The organism is Micromonospora sp. URMC 106, from assembly GCF_051386395.1.
In the GTDB taxonomy this organism is placed as follows: Bacteria; Actinomycetota; Actinomycetes; order Mycobacteriales; family Micromonosporaceae; genus Micromonospora.
In genome coordinates this window covers 1-17,567 of record NZ_JBPQTP010000133.1, presented here as the reverse complement: position 1 = coordinate 17,567, position 17,567 = coordinate 1, and the positions used below count along the sequence as shown (strand labels likewise).

At 72.1% G+C, this 17,567-nt stretch carries 12 protein-coding genes; 5 read left to right on the top strand and 7 right to left on the bottom strand.

What is annotated here, in order from left to right:
- Positions 1 to 92: 92 nt before the first annotated feature.
- The 3 genes from ACSNOB_RS28300 to ACSNOB_RS28290 form a co-directional block, all read right to left on the bottom strand.
- Complete coding sequence (locus ACSNOB_RS28300; protein ID WP_436689999.1) at positions 93 to 1,949, bottom strand: acyl-CoA dehydrogenase; 1,857 nt, start codon at positions 1,947 to 1,949, stop codon at positions 93 to 95.
- A gap of 160 nt (positions 1,950 to 2,109) precedes the next feature.
- The gene (locus ACSNOB_RS28295) at positions 2,110 to 3,237 is read right to left on the bottom strand and encodes a PP2C family protein-serine/threonine phosphatase (protein ID WP_436689997.1); all 1,128 of its coding nucleotides are present in this window, start codon (positions 3,235 to 3,237) and stop codon (positions 2,110 to 2,112) included.
- A 101-nt stretch (positions 3,238 to 3,338) separates the two neighbouring features.
- Positions 3,339 to 3,968 (bottom strand): septal ring lytic transglycosylase RlpA family protein, encoded by a 630-nt coding sequence (locus ACSNOB_RS28290; protein ID WP_436689995.1) that lies wholly within the window; start codon positions 3,966 to 3,968, stop codon positions 3,339 to 3,341.
- Between the two features lie 197 nt (positions 3,969 to 4,165).
- Between ACSNOB_RS28290 and ACSNOB_RS28285 the strand changes: the two genes are divergently transcribed.
- Entirely contained in the window at positions 4,166 to 4,714 is a 549-nt protein-coding gene (locus ACSNOB_RS28285) for a phosphoribosyltransferase family protein (protein ID WP_436689993.1), read from the top strand.
- On the opposite strand, the gene ACSNOB_RS28280 is transcribed toward ACSNOB_RS28285, so the two are convergent.
- Complete coding sequence (locus tag ACSNOB_RS28280) at positions 4,692 to 4,880, bottom strand: hypothetical protein (protein WP_436689991.1); 189 nt, start codon at positions 4,878 to 4,880, stop codon at positions 4,692 to 4,694. The two genes, ACSNOB_RS28285 and ACSNOB_RS28280, sit on opposite strands and share 23 nt — an antisense overlap.
- 282 nt (positions 4,881 to 5,162) lie before the next feature.
- Here ACSNOB_RS28280 and ACSNOB_RS28275 point away from each other — a divergent pair, with 282 nt between their 5' ends.
- Positions 5,163 to 5,594 (top strand): ASCH domain-containing protein, encoded by a 432-nt coding sequence (locus ACSNOB_RS28275; protein WP_436689989.1) that lies wholly within the window; start codon positions 5,163 to 5,165, stop codon positions 5,592 to 5,594.
- Between the two features lie 102 nt (positions 5,595 to 5,696).
- Here the strand turns inward: ACSNOB_RS28275 and ACSNOB_RS28270 are convergent, their stop codons facing one another.
- On the bottom strand, positions 5,697 to 6,578 hold the full coding sequence (locus ACSNOB_RS28270) for an LLM class flavin-dependent oxidoreductase (RefSeq protein ID WP_436689987.1): 882 nt from the start codon (positions 6,576 to 6,578) through the stop codon (positions 5,697 to 5,699).
- A gap of 261 nt (positions 6,579 to 6,839) precedes the next feature.
- Here ACSNOB_RS28270 and ACSNOB_RS28265 point away from each other — a divergent pair, with 261 nt between their 5' ends.
- A complete protein-coding gene (locus tag ACSNOB_RS28265; RefSeq protein ID WP_436689985.1) occupies positions 6,840 to 7,640 on the top strand; it encodes an aminoglycoside N(3)-acetyltransferase in 801 nt (266 codons plus the stop codon).
- A 337-nt stretch (positions 7,641 to 7,977) separates the two neighbouring features.
- The gene (locus ACSNOB_RS28260; RefSeq protein WP_436689983.1) at positions 7,978 to 10,323 is read left to right on the top strand and encodes a FlgD immunoglobulin-like domain containing protein; all 2,346 of its coding nucleotides are present in this window, start codon (positions 7,978 to 7,980) and stop codon (positions 10,321 to 10,323) included.
- 202 nt (positions 10,324 to 10,525) lie between these two features.
- Here the strand turns inward: ACSNOB_RS28260 and ACSNOB_RS28255 are convergent, their stop codons facing one another.
- Positions 10,526 to 13,939 carry a S8 family serine peptidase gene (locus ACSNOB_RS28255; RefSeq protein WP_436689981.1) on the bottom strand — a complete coding sequence of 1,138 codons (3,414 nt, stop codon included), beginning with the start codon at positions 13,937 to 13,939 and terminating at the stop codon, positions 10,526 to 10,528.
- Between the two features lie 362 nt (positions 13,940 to 14,301).
- Complete coding sequence (locus ACSNOB_RS28250) at positions 14,302 to 14,646, bottom strand: hypothetical protein (protein WP_436689979.1); 345 nt, start codon at positions 14,644 to 14,646, stop codon at positions 14,302 to 14,304.
- Between the two features lie 805 nt (positions 14,647 to 15,451).
- Here ACSNOB_RS28250 and ACSNOB_RS28245 point away from each other — a divergent pair.
- A complete protein-coding gene (locus tag ACSNOB_RS28245; RefSeq protein ID WP_436689977.1) occupies positions 15,452 to 17,536 on the top strand; it encodes a hypothetical protein in 2,085 nt (694 codons plus the stop codon).
- Positions 17,537 to 17,567 lie beyond the last annotated feature (31 nt).

Here is a 17,567-nt window from a genome sequence, read left to right as displayed (position 1 = left end):
GCCGGCGGGCTGTTGCCCGCCGGCCGTCGTGCCGGGTCACCGCCGGGTGTCACCCGGCCGCCCCACCGCGCCCGACGCGGTGGTGGCGTGACTCAGAAGGCCTCCTCCGGGAGGTCCATGATGTCCAGGTCGGTGCCCTCGATGACCCGCCGGTCGGCGCCGATGCGGGGCAGCACCTCGCGGGCGAAGAACTTCGCGGCGGCCACCTTGCCCGTGTAGAACGCCTTGTCGGCCGCGGACACCTCGCCGGCCAGGGCCTTCAGGGCCACGTCAGCCTGCTTCTGCAGCAGCCAGGCGACGACGAGGTCGCCGATCGCCAGCAGGAACCGGCGGCTGCTCAGGCCGACCTTGTAGAGCGCCCGGGCGTCGCCGCCCTGCGCCTCGCCCAGCCAGCCGGTCATCACGCCGAGCATGTTCTGGATCTCGGCGAGCGCCTTGCCGAGCGCCTGCCGCTCCTCCTTGAGCTGGCCGTTGCCGCCCTCGGTGGCGATGAACTCCTGGATCTCGCCGGCGACCACCATCAGGGCCTTGCCGTTGTCCCGGACGATCTTCCGGAAGATCAGGTCGAGGCTCTGGATCGCGGTCGTGCCCTCGTACAGGGTGTCGATCTTGGCGTCGCGGACGTACTGCTCCAGCGGGTAGTCCTGGAGGAAGCCGGAACCACCGAAGGTCTGCAGCGACTCGTGGCCGAGCAGCTCGTACGCCCGCTCCGAGCCGACGCCCTTCACCAGCGGCAGGAGCAGGTCGTTGACCCGCTTGGCCGTCTTGGCGGCCTTCTCGTCACCGGCCGTCTCGGCCAGGATGATCTTGTCCTGCCAGCTCGCCGTGTAGCAGACCAGCGCGCGCAGGCCCTCGGCGTACGACTTCTGCAGCATCAGCGAGCGGCGCACGTCGGGGTGGTGGGTGATGGTAACCCGCGGCGCGGTCTTGTCCGCCATCTGGGTCAGGTCGGCGCCCTGCACCCGGCTCTTGGCGTACTCGAGGGCGTTCAGGTAGCCGGTCGAGAGGGTGGCGATGGCCTTGGTGCCGACCATCATCCGGGCGTTCTCGATGATCATGAACATCTGCCGGATGCCCTCGTGCTTCTCGCCCAGCAGCCAGCCCTTGGCCGGTACGCCGTGCTCGCCGAAGGTCACCTCGCAGGTGTTCGAGACCTTCAGGCCCATCTTGTGCTCGACGTTGGTGGCGAAGACGCCGTTGCGCTCGCCCAGCTCGCCGGTGTTCTCGTCGAAGTGGTACTTCGGGACCACGAACAGCGACAGGCCCTTGGTGCCCGGGCCGCCGACACCCTCGACGCCGACCGGACGGGCCAGCACGTAGTGGATGATGTTGTCGCTCAGGTCGTGCTCGGCCGAGGTGATGAAGCGCTTGACGCCCTCGATGTGCCAGGAGCCGTCGGGCTGGGGGATGGCGCGGGCCCGGCCGGCGCCCACGTCCGAGCCGGCGTCCGGCTCGGTGAGCACCATCGTGGAGCCCCACTGCTTGTCCGCGAAGAGCTTGGCCCACTTCTTCTGCTGCTCGGTGCCCTCGACGTGCAGCACGTGCGCGAAGGACGGGCCGGAGGAGTACATCCAGACCGCGGCGTTGGCACCGAGCACCAGCTCGGCGAGGGACCAGACGAGCGCGCGCGGGGCGTTGCTGCCGTCCAGCTCCGCCGGGAGCTCAAGCCGCCAGAACTCGGAGTTCATGAACGCCCGGTAGGACTTCTTGAACGACTCCGGCAGCGGCGCGGTGTGCGTGGCCGGGTCGAAGACCGGCGGGTTGCGGTCGCTGTCCAGGTAGCTGGCGGCCAGGTCCTCCCGGGCGAGGCGGTCGACCTCGGCGAGGATGTCGCGGGCGGTGTCGACGTCCAGATCCGTGTACGGCTCCTGGCCGAACGCCCGGTCCGCCCCGAAGACCTCGAAGAGGTTGAACTCGAGGTCCCGAAGATTGCTCTTGTAGTGGGTCATGCTCGCTGGCCCCGCTTCCGGACAGGTGTTACCGATCAGTAACCCCGACTGTATTACTCGCGGGTAGGCAGCGACAAGCCGATCTCGGAAGTGACGGCGATTACACACTTCCCGTTCAGGTTGCCGAGAGCGCCCCGACATCCTCTCGCAACCGCCGGTCTCAGTTCTCGGCGGCGCCGACCTCCCAGCTCGGCACGGCCGCGGTAGCGCCGCCGCGCGAGCCCGTGTACTCCATCAGGACCAGGGCGATGTCGTCGTCGAGGCGGCCGTGCACCCACTCGACCAGGGCGGTCTCCAGCGAGGCGAGCCCGTCCGCGACGGTGCCGTGGCCGAGCAGCCGCCAGGCCCGGTCGGCGGTCGGGAAGAACTCCCCGTCCCGGCGCGCCTCGCCGAGCCCGTCGGTGAAGAGCAGCAACCGGTCGCCGGGCTCCAGCCGCTCGACCCGAGGGCGGACCACCGGCATGAAACCGAGCGGCGGGGCGGGGGCCGGCGGTTCGAGGGGAATGACGGCGCCCCGGCGCAGCAGCAGCGGCGGCGGGTGGCCGCAGTTGACGATGGTGAGCGTCCCGCCCCGCTCCTCGACCAGCGCGGCGGTCACGAAGTCCTCGTCGCCGACGCTGCGGGCCACCGCCCGGTCCAGGTCGGTCACGATCGCCCGCAGGTCGGCCCGCTCGTACGCCACGTGCCGGTACGAGCCCAGCACGATGCTGGCCAGCCGGACGGCGTCCAGCCCCTTGCCCCGCACGTCGCCGATGATCATCCGCACCCCGTACGGCGTGTCGATCGCCTCGTACAGGTCCCCGCCGATCTCGGCCGTGGCGGTGGAGGAGATGTACCGGGCGGCCACCGAGAGACTGCCGACCTGAGGCCCGAGCGGCCGCAGCACGGCCTGCTGGGCCACCGCCGCCAGCCGGGACAGCTCGGCGATCTGTTCGGCCTGCCGTTGCCGCACCGCCGCCGTGGCCGCCGCGATGCCCGTGCCCAGCGCGATGCACGTGACCGCGACGGCGGTGGCGAGCGACACGGTCTGCTCGCCGAGGGCGAAGCTCGCGCCGAGCACCGTGGCGGCGGCCCCCACCCCGAGCGCGATCCGCCACGACGCCAGCGCGGCCGCCAGGAACGGCGCGGCCACCATGAGCGCGATGTAGTTCGCCGACCGTCCGTCGGCCAGCTCCACCGCCGAGACGATCGCGAGCAGGACGATGGCCGCGCCGAGGCCGGCGCGGGATCCGGGGCTCAGCGGGCCGTGGCCCGACTGGAAGGGTTTCGTGCGTACGAGGGACAGCATGCCTGATGGACGTGAACGGGTGAATGAACCTGGCCCGTCGTCCGAGGATGTTCTGGCCGCGCGGGTCGCGTCGGCGGGCCGATCGCCGCGCGGGGAGTGCCTCAGCCGAGCACCTCGTAGCGGACCTCGACGTGACCGGCGTCGAGCGAGGCGATCTCGGCGAAGGCGGCCCGCGACAGGTCGAGGCAGCGCCCCTCGATGAACGGGCCCCGGTCGTTGATCCGCACCGTCACGGACCTGCCGTTCGCGGGGTTGGTCACCCGGACCTTCGTGTCGAACGGCAGGGTCTTGTGCGCGGCGGTCAGCTCCGACGGGTCGAAGGTCTCACCGTTGGCGGTGAGCTGCCCCTCCGAGTAGAACGAGGCGCCGCACGAGCCGCTGTCCACCACCGGTCGGGCGGTGCTGGTCTTCTTCGTCGCGGTCGGCTTCGGCGCGGCGGTGCGCGGCTTGCTCCGGGAGGGGGCCTGGGCGGACCGGCTCGCCTTCGGGCTGGCGGTCACGGTCGGCGACGCGCTGGCGCTCGGCGGGACGGCCGGCGTGCTCGGGGCCGCGCTGCTCGGCACGCCGGTGGGCGAGAGGTCGACGGCGGCCGGCCGCACCGCCTCGGAGCCCGAGGTCAACTGGACGGCGCCGACCGTACCGCCGACGGCGAGGGCCACCCCGACCGCCGCGGTGGCCGCGATGCCGGCCGGCGAGGAGAACATGCGGGTACGGGAGTGCCTGCCAGCCACTTATCCGGTCCTTTCGCTACCTGAACAAACCGGGTCGGACCGTAACGAGAGAAGCACTTCCGAAGTCAACGTGATCATGGGTATATGCCCGTAATTGCGGCGATACGTGTAGCCGATCATCCGACCCGGCGTCGGCCGGGCGGCCCCGGTGGCGGGTGGGCCACGCGAGCCGTGCCCGTTGGAGCAGGATGAACGACATGCCTCCCGAGCTGAGCGGACGTCTGGCCGAGCTGGTCCGGTGGATCGATCCCGGCCCCGGCGCCAGCCACCTGGTCAGCGACGTCTCCGGCTGGTGGCGGGACCCGGAGGTGCTCGCCCGGCTCGGGCCGGCCCTGGTGGAGCCGTTCCGGGCCGCCCGGCCGACGGTGGTCGTCTCGCCGGCGGTGACGGGCTTCCTCCTCGGGCCGCTCGCCGCCACGGCGCTCGGGGTCGGCTTCGTGCCGGCGCACAAGCCGGGCGACGGCCGGCTGCCCGCCGGGCCGCTCACGTGGGCGCAGAGCCCGCCGGACTTCCGCGGCCGGCGGGTGGACCTGGCCGTCCGGGACCACGCCCTGGACCGGGGCGACCGGGTGCTGGTGGTGGACGACTGGGTCGCCACCGGGGCCCAGATCCGCGCGCTCTACGAGATCTGCGCCGCGCGGGGCGCCGAACCGGTCGGCACCGCCGCCGTGGTGCTCGACTGCCCGCCGGCGGTCGCCACCGAGCTGCGGATCCGGGCGCTGGTCAGCGGCGACGACCTGACGTGACCCGGACGAACTCCTCGACGGCCGTGCAGACCCGGCCGAGCGCCGCCGCGGAGCGGGCCATCGGCCCCGGCACCATCAGCGCTCGCGGCGTGGCCATCGTGCCGAGCGACTTCCCCACCAGCAGGTCCGTCGGCTCGGAGAGGGCCTGGGTGACCTCCCCCGCCACCCAGTCGACGGCTGCCTCCGGCCCCTCCCGGTCTGGGCGAACCGCTCCGGCACCTGCCCCGAGATGCCGTGCAGGGCGTAGCCGGCGCGGCGCAGCGCCTCGCCGGCGTAGAGGAAGAGGGGTGACGCGTGTCGTAGCCCCGCCCGGGGATGAGCACCGCGCGCCGATCCGCCATGGCCGCCCTCCCTGGTCGCCGACCTGCCGACCGTACCGCCGACCGGGGCCGCCAATGGGGGTCGAATGCTCAGGCGCGAGATCGACGCCGCCGGTAGCCTCGGCAGGATGTGGCCTCGGATCGGTGGACTGCGCACCCTCGCCCTCGGCACCCCCGGTGAGCTGCGGACGCGACTGAACACCCTGGTGCTCGCGGGGGTGAAGACGGCGACCGCCGGCCTGACCACCGAGTACGCCGAGGAGGGCGAGGAACTGGAGCGGGTCGGCGAGCGGCTGGTCCTCGTCGACGACGCGGACGCGCTGGTCGGCGTCGTCGAGGTCACCGGCGTCGAGGTGGTCCGCTTCGCCGACGTGCCATGGGACTTCGCCCGCTCCGAGGGCGAGGGCGACCGCTCGATCGAGGAGTGGCGCGAGGGGCACGCCGCGTACTGGGCGCGGGCCGGCACCCCCGTCACCGACGACAGCGAGGTCGTCTGCATCCGGTTCCGGCTGGTCTCGGCCGGCGACGGCGGCGTCACCACCGGGGACCTCGGCACCTGAGGGTGCGTCGCGGCGAACGGTCCCCGGACGATCCGCGGCCCCCGCCTGTGGCCTGCGCCCGCTCCGGCGCACACGGAACGTGGCCCCGGCGGCGCGGGCCCGTCAGGCCCCGCGCAGCTCGGGCAGCAGGCGGGTGGCCACGTCCACCAGGACGGCCTCGTCGCCGGCGTACCAACTGCTGGGCCGGGGCCAGTGCGTGACCACGTCGGTGAAGCCGAGGGCGGCGGCCCGGCCGACCTGGTCGGCGAAGAACTGGGCGCTGCGCAGCGAGAAGGCCGGCGCCGAGTCCAGCGACAGGTAGCGGTCCAGGGTGCCCGGATCGCGGCCGGCCGCCGCGAGCGTCTTGTCCAGCCGGGCGGACAGCTCGGCCACCCCGTCCCACCAGCTCTCCAGGTCGTCCCCGCCGGAGCCGGTGGTGACCCAGCCCTGCCCGAACCGCGTCACCAGCCCCATCGACCGGGGCCCGTTGGCCGCCATCACGAACGGCACCCGGGGCGTCTGGACGCACCCCGGGTTGTTCCGCGCGTCCACCGCCGTGAACCAGTCGCCACGCCAGGTCGTGCCGTCCTCGCGCAGGATGAGGTCGAGCAGCTCGGTGAACTCGGCGAACCGGTCCACCCGCTGGCGAGGCGGCAGCGTCTCCCCGCCGAGCACGGCCGAGTCGAAGCCGATCCCGCCCGCGCCGAGGCCGAGCAGCAGCCGCCCGCCGGAGACGTCGTCGAGCGCGGTGACCTGCCGGGCGAAGGCCGCCGGGTGGCGGAAGTTCGGCGAGGCGACCAGCGTCCCGAGGCGGATCCGGGTGGTCACCGTCGCGGCGACGGTCAGCGTGGTCACCGAGTCGAACCACGGCCCGTCGACCAGGTCGCGCCAGCCCAGGTGGTCGTACGTCCAGGCGTGGTCGAAGCCCCACTCGTCCGCCTGACGCCAACGACGCTGCGAGTCGGACCAGCGCTGGTCGGGGAGGATCACGATGCCAATCCGCATGATCGCCAGCCTAGCGGTGGCCGCCCGCCCCCGGACGTGACCGACGTGGCACCCGCTGTGGGAGTGGCTCGGCCAGCCGGCGGCCTCGCTCCTGTTCGTGGCGGGCGCGGCGACCGCGCTGCTCGGGCTGGCGCTGGCCGCCGTACCGCGCCGAGATCCCCTGCTCACCACGGCCGCCGGCTGACCGCTTCCGGAGACACCGCGCCCGCCGGGGCGGAAACGCGGTGGGCGGCCGGTCGACGGCCGCCTAGGCTGCCCGGCGTGGATCAGCCGGTACCGCACACCACCGAATCCCTGGCCGCCGACCTGCGCGGCCTCGGCCTCTCGGCCGGGGACGTCGTGCTGGCGCACACGTCGATGCGGAGCCTCGGGTTCGTCGTCGGCGGGGCGCAGGCGGTCGTGGCGGCCCTGCTGGAGGTGCTCGGCCCCACCGGCACCCTGGTGGTGCCCACCCACACTCCCGACAACACCGACCCCGCCGGCTGGGAGGCCCCGCCCGTGCCCGAGGCGTGGTGGCCGGTCATCCGCGACCACACGCCCGGCTTCGACCCGGCGCGCACCCCCAGCCGGTACGTGGGGATCCTGCCCGAGCTCGTCCGCACCTGGCCGGGCGCGCTGCGCAGCGACCACCCGCAGGTCTCCTTCGCCGCACTCGGCGCGCGGGCCGGGGAGATCGTGACCGGGCACCGCCTGGACGACGCGCTGGGCGAGCGGTCGCCGCTCGGCGCCGTGTACCGCCTCGACGGCAAGGTGCTCCTGCTCGGCTGCGGGTACGACTCGAACACGTCGCTGCACCTCGCCGAGTGGCGGCAGACGTCCCCGCCCCGCGCCGAGCAGGGCGCCTCGGTACGGGCCACCGACGGCGGCGGCCGCTGGCTGACCTGGGTCGACGTCCGGACCGACGAGGACGACTTCGAACGGCTGGGCGCCGACTTCGAGGCGACCGGCGCGGCCACGAAAGGCCGGGTCGGCCAGGCCACCGCGCGGTTGATGGCGCAGCGCGCGGTGGTCGACTTCGCCACCGACTGGATGGCCGTCCACCGCCGGCCCCGCGACCCGTAGGCGGGCGGCGTCCCGGTGCCCGGTGGAACAGCAGAACCGAGGTCACCTGGTCACGCTTCCTGTCCCGCTCGCACGCTCGCTCCCGGAACCCGAGCACGACCTCGATCCGGTCGACGCTCGCGACCTACCAACGGGTTTCGGAGCTGTCACCGTGGACGGAGCCGTCGCGGGGCCGCGTCGACTGCTAAGCTCCGGCAACTTGTCTGGGGCTTTCGGACGCGGGTCGCCGCCTTCCGTGATCTGCCGGCCGCACGGTGCCGCAGGAACAGCCGCCCAGCGAGACGTGGTCCGGCTTCGGGCCGAAGCCTTCACCTTCTGTCCTACAGGGAGGACGAGCGTGGTCCGAGGCTCGCTCACCCGCGCCGGCATCGCCGGCGCCGTGTCGTTCGCACTCGCCGTGGGGCTGGCTCCGTTGTCGGCCGGCAGCGTGCGGGCCGCACCGGTCGCGGGAGAGGTGGTCGTTCCCGCCGCCTACGTCCTGGACCCCCAGACGCAGTTGCTGAGCGCGGGCCCCTCGGGGTTCCTCCGGCACGAGTCCACGCTGGGCTACCTGTGGACGAGCTACGCCGGCGTCGACACGAAGCTCGACATGTCCCGCACGGATGCGGTCATGCTCCCGGACTTCGGCGCCGGCTCGGACATCGTCGCGAGCCCCGATCTCGCCGCCAGGACCGTAACGCTGCGCGACATGGCGACCGGCCGATCGCGTACGGTCGAGATTCCTGTCGGTCACACGTACGTCAGCACGCTGGGGTCGACGGTCGTGACGAGGGTGCAGGCCTCGTCCGACGGCGACCACACGTGGCATCTCCTCGACTCCCACGACGACGGTTCCGTCACCCGGCGTGCGGTGGCGGGCGTCCCCGACGGGATCACCGGGTCGAGCGAGGTCGGTGCCCCGCTGGGCGACGCGCGCGGCCAGGTCGTGCAGTACCGGGTGGGCAGCACGCCACGCACCGGCTTCCTCGACGTCGAGCAGGGCCGGTTGGTCCCACTCCCGTACGCCAGCCACGCGGGCACCGGCACCGTCGTGCTCACCGCCACCCACCTGTTGTGGTTGCACGGCGGCACCGTCTCCGTCCACTCGCGCGGAGACCTCACCGCCACCCCTCGGACGGTGCCGCTGACCGGCGGCTCGCAGGTGCTGGGCATGGTCGGCGAGGCGCTCGTGGTGGGCCGGCACGATCCCTCGCTGGGCCCCCTGAACCACCTGGACCCGGTCTGGCGGGTCGAGGCCGTGGCCCTCGACGGACGTCCGGTGAAGACGCTGCTGGCCAGGTCGGAGGGGCTCCCCATGCCGACCCCGGACGGCAGGCTCCTGGTGCAGGGCGGCCCCGACCTGGACCGGTGGGGGATCTCCGTCGTCGAGCCCGCGGACGGCGGCGACGTGACAATCCGCAAGATCGCCGAGGCGTACCCGCGCAAGCTCCAGGCGGTGTCCGGGCTCACCTACACCCAGGGCCGGCTGACCACCCTGGAGCACCACAACGCCTGGCAGGAGCGGCGCCACCTCCACACCCGGGAGATCGGCGTGACCGGCTCCCGCACGGTCGGGGCGAGTACCGACCGGGGCCCCGCGCCCGCCAGCTGCGACACCACGGCGTGCCCCGACCTCCACGACACCGGCGACGGCCGGACGGTCGTCTCGGGCCTCAGCTACGGCCGCACCGACGACGACCGGCAGCCCCGCCTCCTGGAGCCGACCGGGTCCATGCCCGGCGTCCGGATCGACAACACCCGCACCTACCAGTCGGTGGCGGCCGTCAGCGGCCGGTTCGCCGCCCTGACGATGCCGTACGCCGGCACGGGCGCGGAGACCCGGGTCGTCGATCTCGGCACCGGGGGCACGGTGTTCACGACGACGGCCACCGTCGAGGCGTTGTGGGGCAGCACTTTGTGGGTGCGGGACGGCAACGACGCCGTGGCCCCCGTCGACGTGCTGACCGGGCAGCGGGGCGCCCAGGTGTGGTTCGGCAGGGGATGCCTGTTGGAGGACCTCCAGGCCGTCGGGCGCTGGCTGCTGTGGACCTGTGTGGGCTCGGCGGCGGGGCAGGGCGTCTACGACACCGTCCGGAAGACGAACCTGCGACTCGTGTCCGGTGACGACTGGTCGTCGGCCAAGCTCGGTGACGGCTTCGTCGCGTCCGAGGTGAACGGGCAACTGAAGGTGACCGACGTCCGCGGCGGCACGCCGGTGTCCCACATCGCGGGGGCGTTCGCGTCGTGGCGCCCCTGGGACGTCGACCCGTACACCGGGGTCATCGCCCACCTCGGCGCCGACGACGGCATCCACCTGGTCCCCAGCGGCATCCCGGTCTCGCCCCTCGTCCAGGTCGACGCCGCCGTCGCCACGTCGGCGCACGTCAAGGGCGCCACCGGGCACTGGAGCCCCAAGTGGTGGCTGTCCAAGCCGGCCGCCTCGTGGACGCTCGTGATCCGGAGCCAGAGCGGCGCGGTCGTCCGTACCCTCGGCGGCGGCCTGACGCGCGGCCTGGTGGCCCCGACGTGGAACGGCAGGGACGACCGCCGCCGGCTGATGCCCAACGGCACCTACACGTGGACGCTGACCGCCACGCCGGCCGACGGACAGGGCGCGGCCCTGACCGCCTCGGGGACCATGCGCTTCAGCAACGCGTGCCAGATCGGGGACCGCCCGCAGTTGGTCACGATCAGGTGCAGGTGACGCCACCGGCCGCCCGGAACGGATCGTGAGCGGCCCGCGTACTTCCCGGCCGGCGCGCTGGCCGATGCCGCCCGGGGAAAGTTGACCGCACGCGGCACGACCACGCGTCCACCGGAGAGTGGACGCGTGGTCGCCGCCGTGAGCAGCCGTACGCCCGGTGGCGTCTCCGACCACGGGCGGCAGGTGTCGGAAGGCGGGCCCGTCAGGGTCGCCGTGCGGCGGCCTCCCCGCTTCCGAACCGGTAACCGCGGATGATGGTGTGCTCAGCGGCGTTGCCCTTGCCGTCGCTCAGTTTGACGCGCAGCGAGGCAAAGCCGGCACCCGTCGGATTGACGATCATGGCAGTGTGCCTTCCGCCCGCCGACAACACCGGCGCGGTGCGCCACGTGAGGCCGTCGTCGAACGAGACGGCGACGGTGACGCGTTCGACGTTGCCCGCGCCGGAGCCCGGTTGTGCCCCGACGACGACGGGGACCGCGACCGCGCCGGACGGCGCGCGGTTGTGCTCGTCGAGCCGGGGATTGAACGTGGCCGAGAGGAGCGGCAGCCGTACGGGTGCGTCGCCGGCCACGCGACCGGACCGGAACGTCCATGCCGCGTCGATCCTCGTGGACAGGTTGTCCGCGCCACGCTGGCTCCGGACCTCCAGCCGGTAGGCGGCATCCGCCTCCGGCACCTGGAACACCGCCTTGCCCCGAGACGCGTCGACCTCGCCGATCTTCACGCCGTCGCGGAACAGGGCGATCCGGGTGTCCGCCGTGTCGTCCCAGCCGCTTCGGCCGTCGCCGTCGCTGTAGAGGGCGAGGGCCACCGTGATGGTGTCACCCCGCCGAGTGACGAACTCCTCCGGAAGGTTGTACCGGGGCTGACCGAACGCGGGACCGAACACGCCCCGGTTCCATTCCTCGACATACGTCCGGCCCGGCTCGTAGTGCAGCGGAAGCGACGCACTTCTTCCGGCGGGGACCGGAAGGCCTTCGGCGTCGTGCGCCTGCTCGTGGTGGTCGCCGATCCATCGCACGCCCTCGCCGGTGTAGTACTCGGTGTTGGTGAAGGGCAGGTCGAACGGGATGTTGAACCCGAAGCCGCCGGCGCCCGGCCGCGTAGCGGAGACCGGGAACACCGTCTTGTTCCCCCGCGTCACCGCGCTCTGCCGGGCATAGCTGGAACGGACCGTCGCGAGGTCGCGTTCGGTGACTCGTCGTTCGAGTCCGTTGGTCATGCGGCCCGGGACGTACCAGGCCCCGCGATAGACGTGGGGACTGTTGAAGCTCGAGCCGCCGGGCCCGGGCGTGGCCCACATGGCCTGGATGCTGGTTTCGAACCCGTCGACGACCTGGTCCGGGCCCAACTGCCCGGCGAAGACACCGCCGACCTGAGCGCCGAATACGCCGCTGCCGACGATCCCGACCCCGGTTCTGAATTCGGCGGCGACCGCCATGAACTGGCCGACGGCATCAGCTCGCGGCACGGTCAGCGACACCGGCCCGCCGCGCCGCGCATCCACCATGACCGTCCGGTCTCCCGACAGCTCCAGTCGCGGATGAGCCAGCAGGGTCGTCGTTGTCGCGGCGGGATCGTCACCCGACACATCGTCGACGGTGCTGGTGATGACGTATGACGCCTTGGGCAGCCGCAGGGTCACGGACCCGTCGGCGTCGTAGACCGACGCTTCGTCGGACGTGTCCGTTCGCCAGATCGTGGTCGAGTAGCTGTCGGCGGCCCGCCCGTCCCGGTTCGTGTGCACAAGTGTGAGGTCGTAGCTTTCCGGCTCGCGCTCCAGCCCGATCGGGACCGTGATCACGGTGTCGCCCTGCTCGGCGACGAGCTGCCCGCCGTAGCGCCCGTCGAGGCTGTTGGCACGAACGTCGGCGGTGACGGTGACGTTCGCGCTGCCGCCGGCCGCCACGGTGACACTCGTCGCCGACGTCGAGAACATTCCCGCCGGCGCCGGATTACCGTCCGGCGCGACGGCCTTCACCTTCAGCGACAGGGTGACCGCCGCCGATCCGTGATTGTGGAGGCTGATCGTCTCGGTGACGGGGGTGGCGTCGTGATGGGGCCAGGCCTGCCGGCCGAAGTTGACGCTTGGCGGGTCGACAGTCACCGTGGTGTCGAGTGCCCGCCCGATGTCGAGGCGACCCGCGCCCTGGGCGAACACCGACAGCGCCGGGTTCGGCCTCGCCGAGCCCATCAGCGCAGCCTTCAGTCGGGCGGGCGGCCAGGCCGGATGACGTTGTGCGAGGATCGCCGCCGCCCCCGCCACGTGCGGCGTCGCCATCGAGGTGCCGCTCATCGCCACGTAGGGCTGGCTCGCTCCGCCGCCGCTGCGAGCAGCGGTGATGTCCACCCCCGGAGCGGTGATGTCGGGCTTGACGGCGGCGTCCCCGGCTCGAGGCCCGCGGCTGGAGAACTCGGCGAGGCCGTCGGCCTTGTTCACGGCGCCCACCGCCAGAGCGGCGTCCGCGCTGGCCGGGCTGTTGACCGACGCGTCGGCGCCGTCGTTGCCCGCCGCCGCGACGAACAGGGTGCCGTACTGAGCCGTGAGCCTCTCGACGGCCTCCTCGACCGGGTCGAGGCCAGGCGTGTCGCTCCCGCCGATACTCATGTTGACCACATCGGCGCCCTGCTCGGCAGCCCACTGCATGCCCGCCAGGATCCACGACTCCGAGCAGCCGAACCGCACACAGATCTTGCCGTTGAGCAGCCGCGCTCCGGGGGCCACACCGCGATACCGCCCACCGGAGGCCGCACCGGTGCCGGCGATCGTCGACGCCACGTGGGTGCCGTGTCCGACCTGGTCCCGGTCGTCCTCGAACCCGTCCGTGAAGTTCGCGCTGGCGGCGACCCGATCCGCGAGGTCGGGATGAGCCACCTCCACGCCGGTGTCCAGCACCGCCACGGTGACGCCCGAACCGTCGTACCCGGCCTTCCACGCCACCGGCGCGCCCACCTGCGGAACGCTCTCGGCCAGCAGTGGCTTGCGCACACCGTCGAGCCACACCTTCGAGACACCCGGAACGAGGGCCCGCTTGCCGGCCCGCGCCTTGGTGATCTTGGCCCACAGGTCGCCGTCGCGGGCCGACCGCACCGCGAAACCGCGCGCCCCGGGCAGTTCCCGCGCCACCCGCGCGTCCGCGGCCTTCACGGCACCCCGCGCCGACGTCGCGGACGCGCCCCCGTAACCGACGATGAGCGGAAGATCCTTGCGCCGGTCGTCGTACCCGTACTCCACCAGCGTCGTCACCTCGAACAGCCGAGGATCCAACCGGCCCGACGACACCAACGGCAGCGCATCCACCGGGATCACTCGCTGGCGCCCTCCGGCCGACTGCGTGACGAACCGCATCTTGCCCCGCCCACGCCCGGGCTCGACGGTCACGCGTCCGCCCGCGACCGTGACCTTGTCGCCGGTCACGAGCGTCACCACACGCACGTCACCGGTCGGGCTCGTCCGCGCAACCGGCGACGACGTGGCCGCCGCCGGTTGGGCCGCCAGACCCAACGGCAGCCCGAGAGCGACGACCGCGAGGCCGCCGCTCAGCCTTGTCCTGAATCGCATGAGTCTCCCACCACTCCGTTCGGAATCCATCACCTCCTCTGTGTCGTCGATCATGAAAGCGTTACCACCCCGCGCCGCCGGCCTATCCGAGCGATCAGCGATTACCGCCTCCCGTCGGCGGTCGAGGTGCGGCCCGGCGCGTGAACGGCGTCGACGCCGAAATGATCTACCGAATGGAATGCGCCGCGCGGTCGCGGTGGTGGCCTGTGAATGCCCCGCCGGGCGCTCGTGGCCCGGGCAAGTAGAAGGCCCTGGCGGGGACTGACGTCCTGGCCAGGGCCTTCATGCTGGAGCGGGTGACGGGAATCGAACCCGCACTGTCAGCTTGGGAATTGCCGATGGGCGGCAGGCCGTAGGGCCGGCGGCCTGGTCACGGCGTTCCCCTGGTGGCCCGGGTTGACCCCGGCTGTCCTGGCCTAATGGCACGCTAATGGCACGGGATACCCGTCCTCGAACGGCTCGTCATGCCATCGGAAGCCGGCCTCGTCGTCCTCAATGCTCAACAGGAACTCAGCCACCTGGCGGCCGTCCGAATGGGCCATCGTGAAGGCGGCCCGTTCGGCGTCGTAGGCCCGATCCATCGCCACGGCGTCCTCTGCGTCGACGGCGGCGTTCCAGGCGGCGAAGAGGGGACGCAGCGGCTCGAACCCCGACAGCGGACGGAATCGGCCATACGTCCACGGAAAGTCACGGCTCTGCTCGTCGAGCTCGCCGACCAGCTCGCCCCAGTGGTACAGCCGGCACACCCTGCCCGCGTCCACCGCGACAGCGTAGGCGGCGCTGGTGCGGTCAGATCTGGTGCGGTGTGGGTGACTCGGGAAGACCGAGGGCAAGCCGGCGTAGCCGGCGCGGCAGCCGATCGCCAAAGCTCGACGGCGGCCAGCCACCCTGGCGATCGTCACGGCCTGTCCCGATCGTCGCTCTCTAGCTGATGCGGGCGCGGCAGCCCGTCGGCTGTCGGCGGCTTCCCGCCCCGGCGTCGCAGACGGCCGGGGCGGCTTGCCGCCGGACGGGACCACCGCGCCCGCACCGCGCGCAGCGCGGTGCCTTGATCCAGAACAGAAGAATCCGGCAACAACCCGAGGAACCTTGGAGAGTCGGGAAGGAAGAGGTCCCGCCTTACGCTCTGTGCGTCGCGTCCGCACACGTCCGGCGACGGCTGCACGCCCGGCTCCGTCCGTGCCCGCACTCGTCAGGACCCGCGTGAACAAGACCGGCAGTGAGACTGGGCTGGACCGCAGGGAGGAACGGCGAGGGCATCCTGACTTCCTGGTACGAGTAAGACTTGCGGGATTTGTGGGACCGCCGTGCTCCAATAGGGACACGAAGCCGGTACCACGGTCGATCAACGCCCAGACCATGGGCGGCGGGCACGCGGCATGGAGCGATTGTCTCCGTGACCGATTCACCCTTGTGGTCGTCTTCTCATGCCGGCACGTCGTGGCGCACACCCGCCCTGCGGGGTCCGTTACGTCGGTGGCGTGGCACGTGGGTCCGCCGCCCGAGCTCGGAGCGCCCGCTCCGGGACCGCCGGTGGGTGACCGCCACGACCACTTGGAGAGAAGCATGATCGACGAGGACCTGTCCACGCCCGTCCTTGACGGCGAGGCGCTGTTGACGGACCAGGCCTTCGAGGCCATCGAGGACGCGGGCTTGGAGGAGACCGAGTCGGCCGGTGTGGCCTGGAGCCGATGGAACGCCGAGCCGATGCCCGCACTGCCGAAGATGGCCGCCGTGCGGCGCGCCTACGACGCGGCGGTGAACGACCCTCTTCCCGAAAAGTTCGCCTGGGCGCTGGCCGCCGCCGTGACGGACCCCGCCAGCCTTCGCGCCGCCCTCAATTCGAGGCGCACCATGCCCGTGGTCGGAGGGCGGTTCGAGTTCATCGAGGTAGACCTGTGGACGCCTGCGGTGACGCCGATGGTGACTAACCACCGCGCCTTCGCTGAGCGGGTATATCCCGCATCCGGATCCGCCGGAGCGCTCGGGCCGCTGCGAGGTCCCATGTCGGACAAGGGGGTGACCTCGACGCTGCGCACTGAGGCCCGCGACGTGTCGCACGTGCTGGCTGAGGCCGAGCGGGCCAGAACCTTCATCCTGGGTGAGAATCCGCTCGCCGAGTCGATCGCCGAGCGCGGCATCATGATGCCGGTGGACGTTGTCTACAGCGAAATCCACCACGAGGATGGCGAACCCCCGGCCTGTCTCCTCACGACCGCCGAGGGCTCCAGCCGGGTCACCAACGCGCACCAGGTGCTCGGCATTACCGACGCCCGGACGGTGATGTATGAACTGCCGGCTGACCGGGACAACTTCCGGCGCATGGTCAACGCTGTCCTGGTTGAGGATCCGGATGAGCCGGGCCTGACTGTACGGGCGGCGGAGAAGCGGCGCGGGCGTCGCAACGCGCTGATCATTCGAGCGCGTGTGATCTTGCGGTTCGTGCCAACCGAGGCATCCGCATACGACTACGCGCAGGCCGTTGGCGGCTACCTGGGCATGTTGCACGTCAACGGGCCGCGACCCTGGTCCACCACCGGGAAGAACGAGGCCATGGCGGAGTCGGTGGTCCGGGCTCTGCGCCATCAGGCCGCCATCAGTCAGGTGGAGCACGACTACATCGCCGGCCTGATGGATCCCGAGGCGGCCACTCGGCATGGCTTTCCCGGCGACCCGGACGCCCAGGCCGCCTATGTCATCGCCACCATGCTGAATCCGGCGTTCCGGCCGATCGTCTCCCGAGCGATCCGGGACGTCACGGCCGCCGCGCAAGCCTCGGCTGCCGCGAAGGCGGAGGTGGCCGCAGAGCTCGCGCTGCGTCCGATCCGGAGCCTAGCTAGCAGCTTGCCGGCCCAGGACCCGGCCCGCCGTCGCATCGAGGAGATGCAGCCGGCCTACCGCAGAGCCTGCCGGATGAAGCTCTACGCCTCTGGGACGTGGCGGGTAACCGGCCGGTCGCCCCAAGAGCTGCTTGACGACGCCCTGGCGGAACTCGCCGCCTCAGCTGGCACCGCGACCGGTGCGGGCGACTACTCCACCCGCACCGAACTGGCGGCGCTGGCCCAGTTCCACCTCACGCGGTCGGGCGCCCTGCGCCGCGAGGCGTTCGGAAGCGGCGGCACCACCCAGGACAAGCGAGGACCGCAGGACATCCTCCGGGCGATGCTCGAAGACAGACAGGGCCTTCATCTACTCCACCAAGCGATCGTCGACGGCCGAGCCGGTCGCGCACCTGGAGTGGTAGACGAGAACGGACACCCGGTCCACGGGCGCGTAGACGACCACGGCGTCCTCCTCTCCGACCCAGACGGCGCAGGGGCCGAGATCACCGACCGGTGGCTCCGGGACGAGGCGTTCCCGCGGCCCGGTCTGAGCCGGCCCATGCCGGCGCCCCCGGTGTCAGAGACCCCCGAGATGAAGCTCGCCCGGCTCAAGACCGCCGTCCTCCGCTCTCTCGAGACGCTCGAGGAACAGGTCGAGAGCCTCGAGCAGCACACCGACGAAGACGACACGCCGCTCATCGAACTTCAGGGCTGGTCCACCGAGGCGCTACTCCAACGCCTCGATGACATTCGCAGCAGGATGTCGTTCTGGAACGGGCTCGCCAGCCGGATGGCGAGGCGCGAGCGTCCCACCACCGACGGTCAGTGAACGTCATGGTGGGGGGGCCGCCCAACCGGCG

Excerpts from the sequence above, each read along its gene's own strand:
- ACSNOB_RS28285 (WP_436689993.1), top strand. The coding sequence starts at position 4,166 with ATGCCTCCCGAGCTGAGCGGACGTCTGGCCGAGCTGGTCCGGTGGATC.
- ACSNOB_RS28300 (WP_436689999.1), bottom strand. The coding sequence starts at position 1,949 with ATGACCCACTACAAGAGCAATCTTCGGGACCTCGAGTTCAACCTCTTC.
- ACSNOB_RS28270 (WP_436689987.1), bottom strand. The coding sequence starts at position 6,578 with ATGCGGATTGGCATCGTGATCCTCCCCGACCAGCGCTGGTCCGACTCG.
- ACSNOB_RS28295 (WP_436689997.1), bottom strand. The coding sequence starts at position 3,237 with ATGCTGTCCCTCGTACGCACGAAACCCTTCCAGTCGGGCCACGGCCCG.
- ACSNOB_RS28255 (WP_436689981.1), bottom strand. The coding sequence starts at position 13,939 with ATGATCGACGACACAGAGGAGGTGATGGATTCCGAACGGAGTGGTGGG.
- ACSNOB_RS28245 (WP_436689977.1), top strand. The coding sequence starts at position 15,452 with ATGATCGACGAGGACCTGTCCACGCCCGTCCTTGACGGCGAGGCGCTG.
- ACSNOB_RS28275 (WP_436689989.1), top strand. The coding sequence starts at position 5,163 with ATGTGGCCTCGGATCGGTGGACTGCGCACCCTCGCCCTCGGCACCCCC.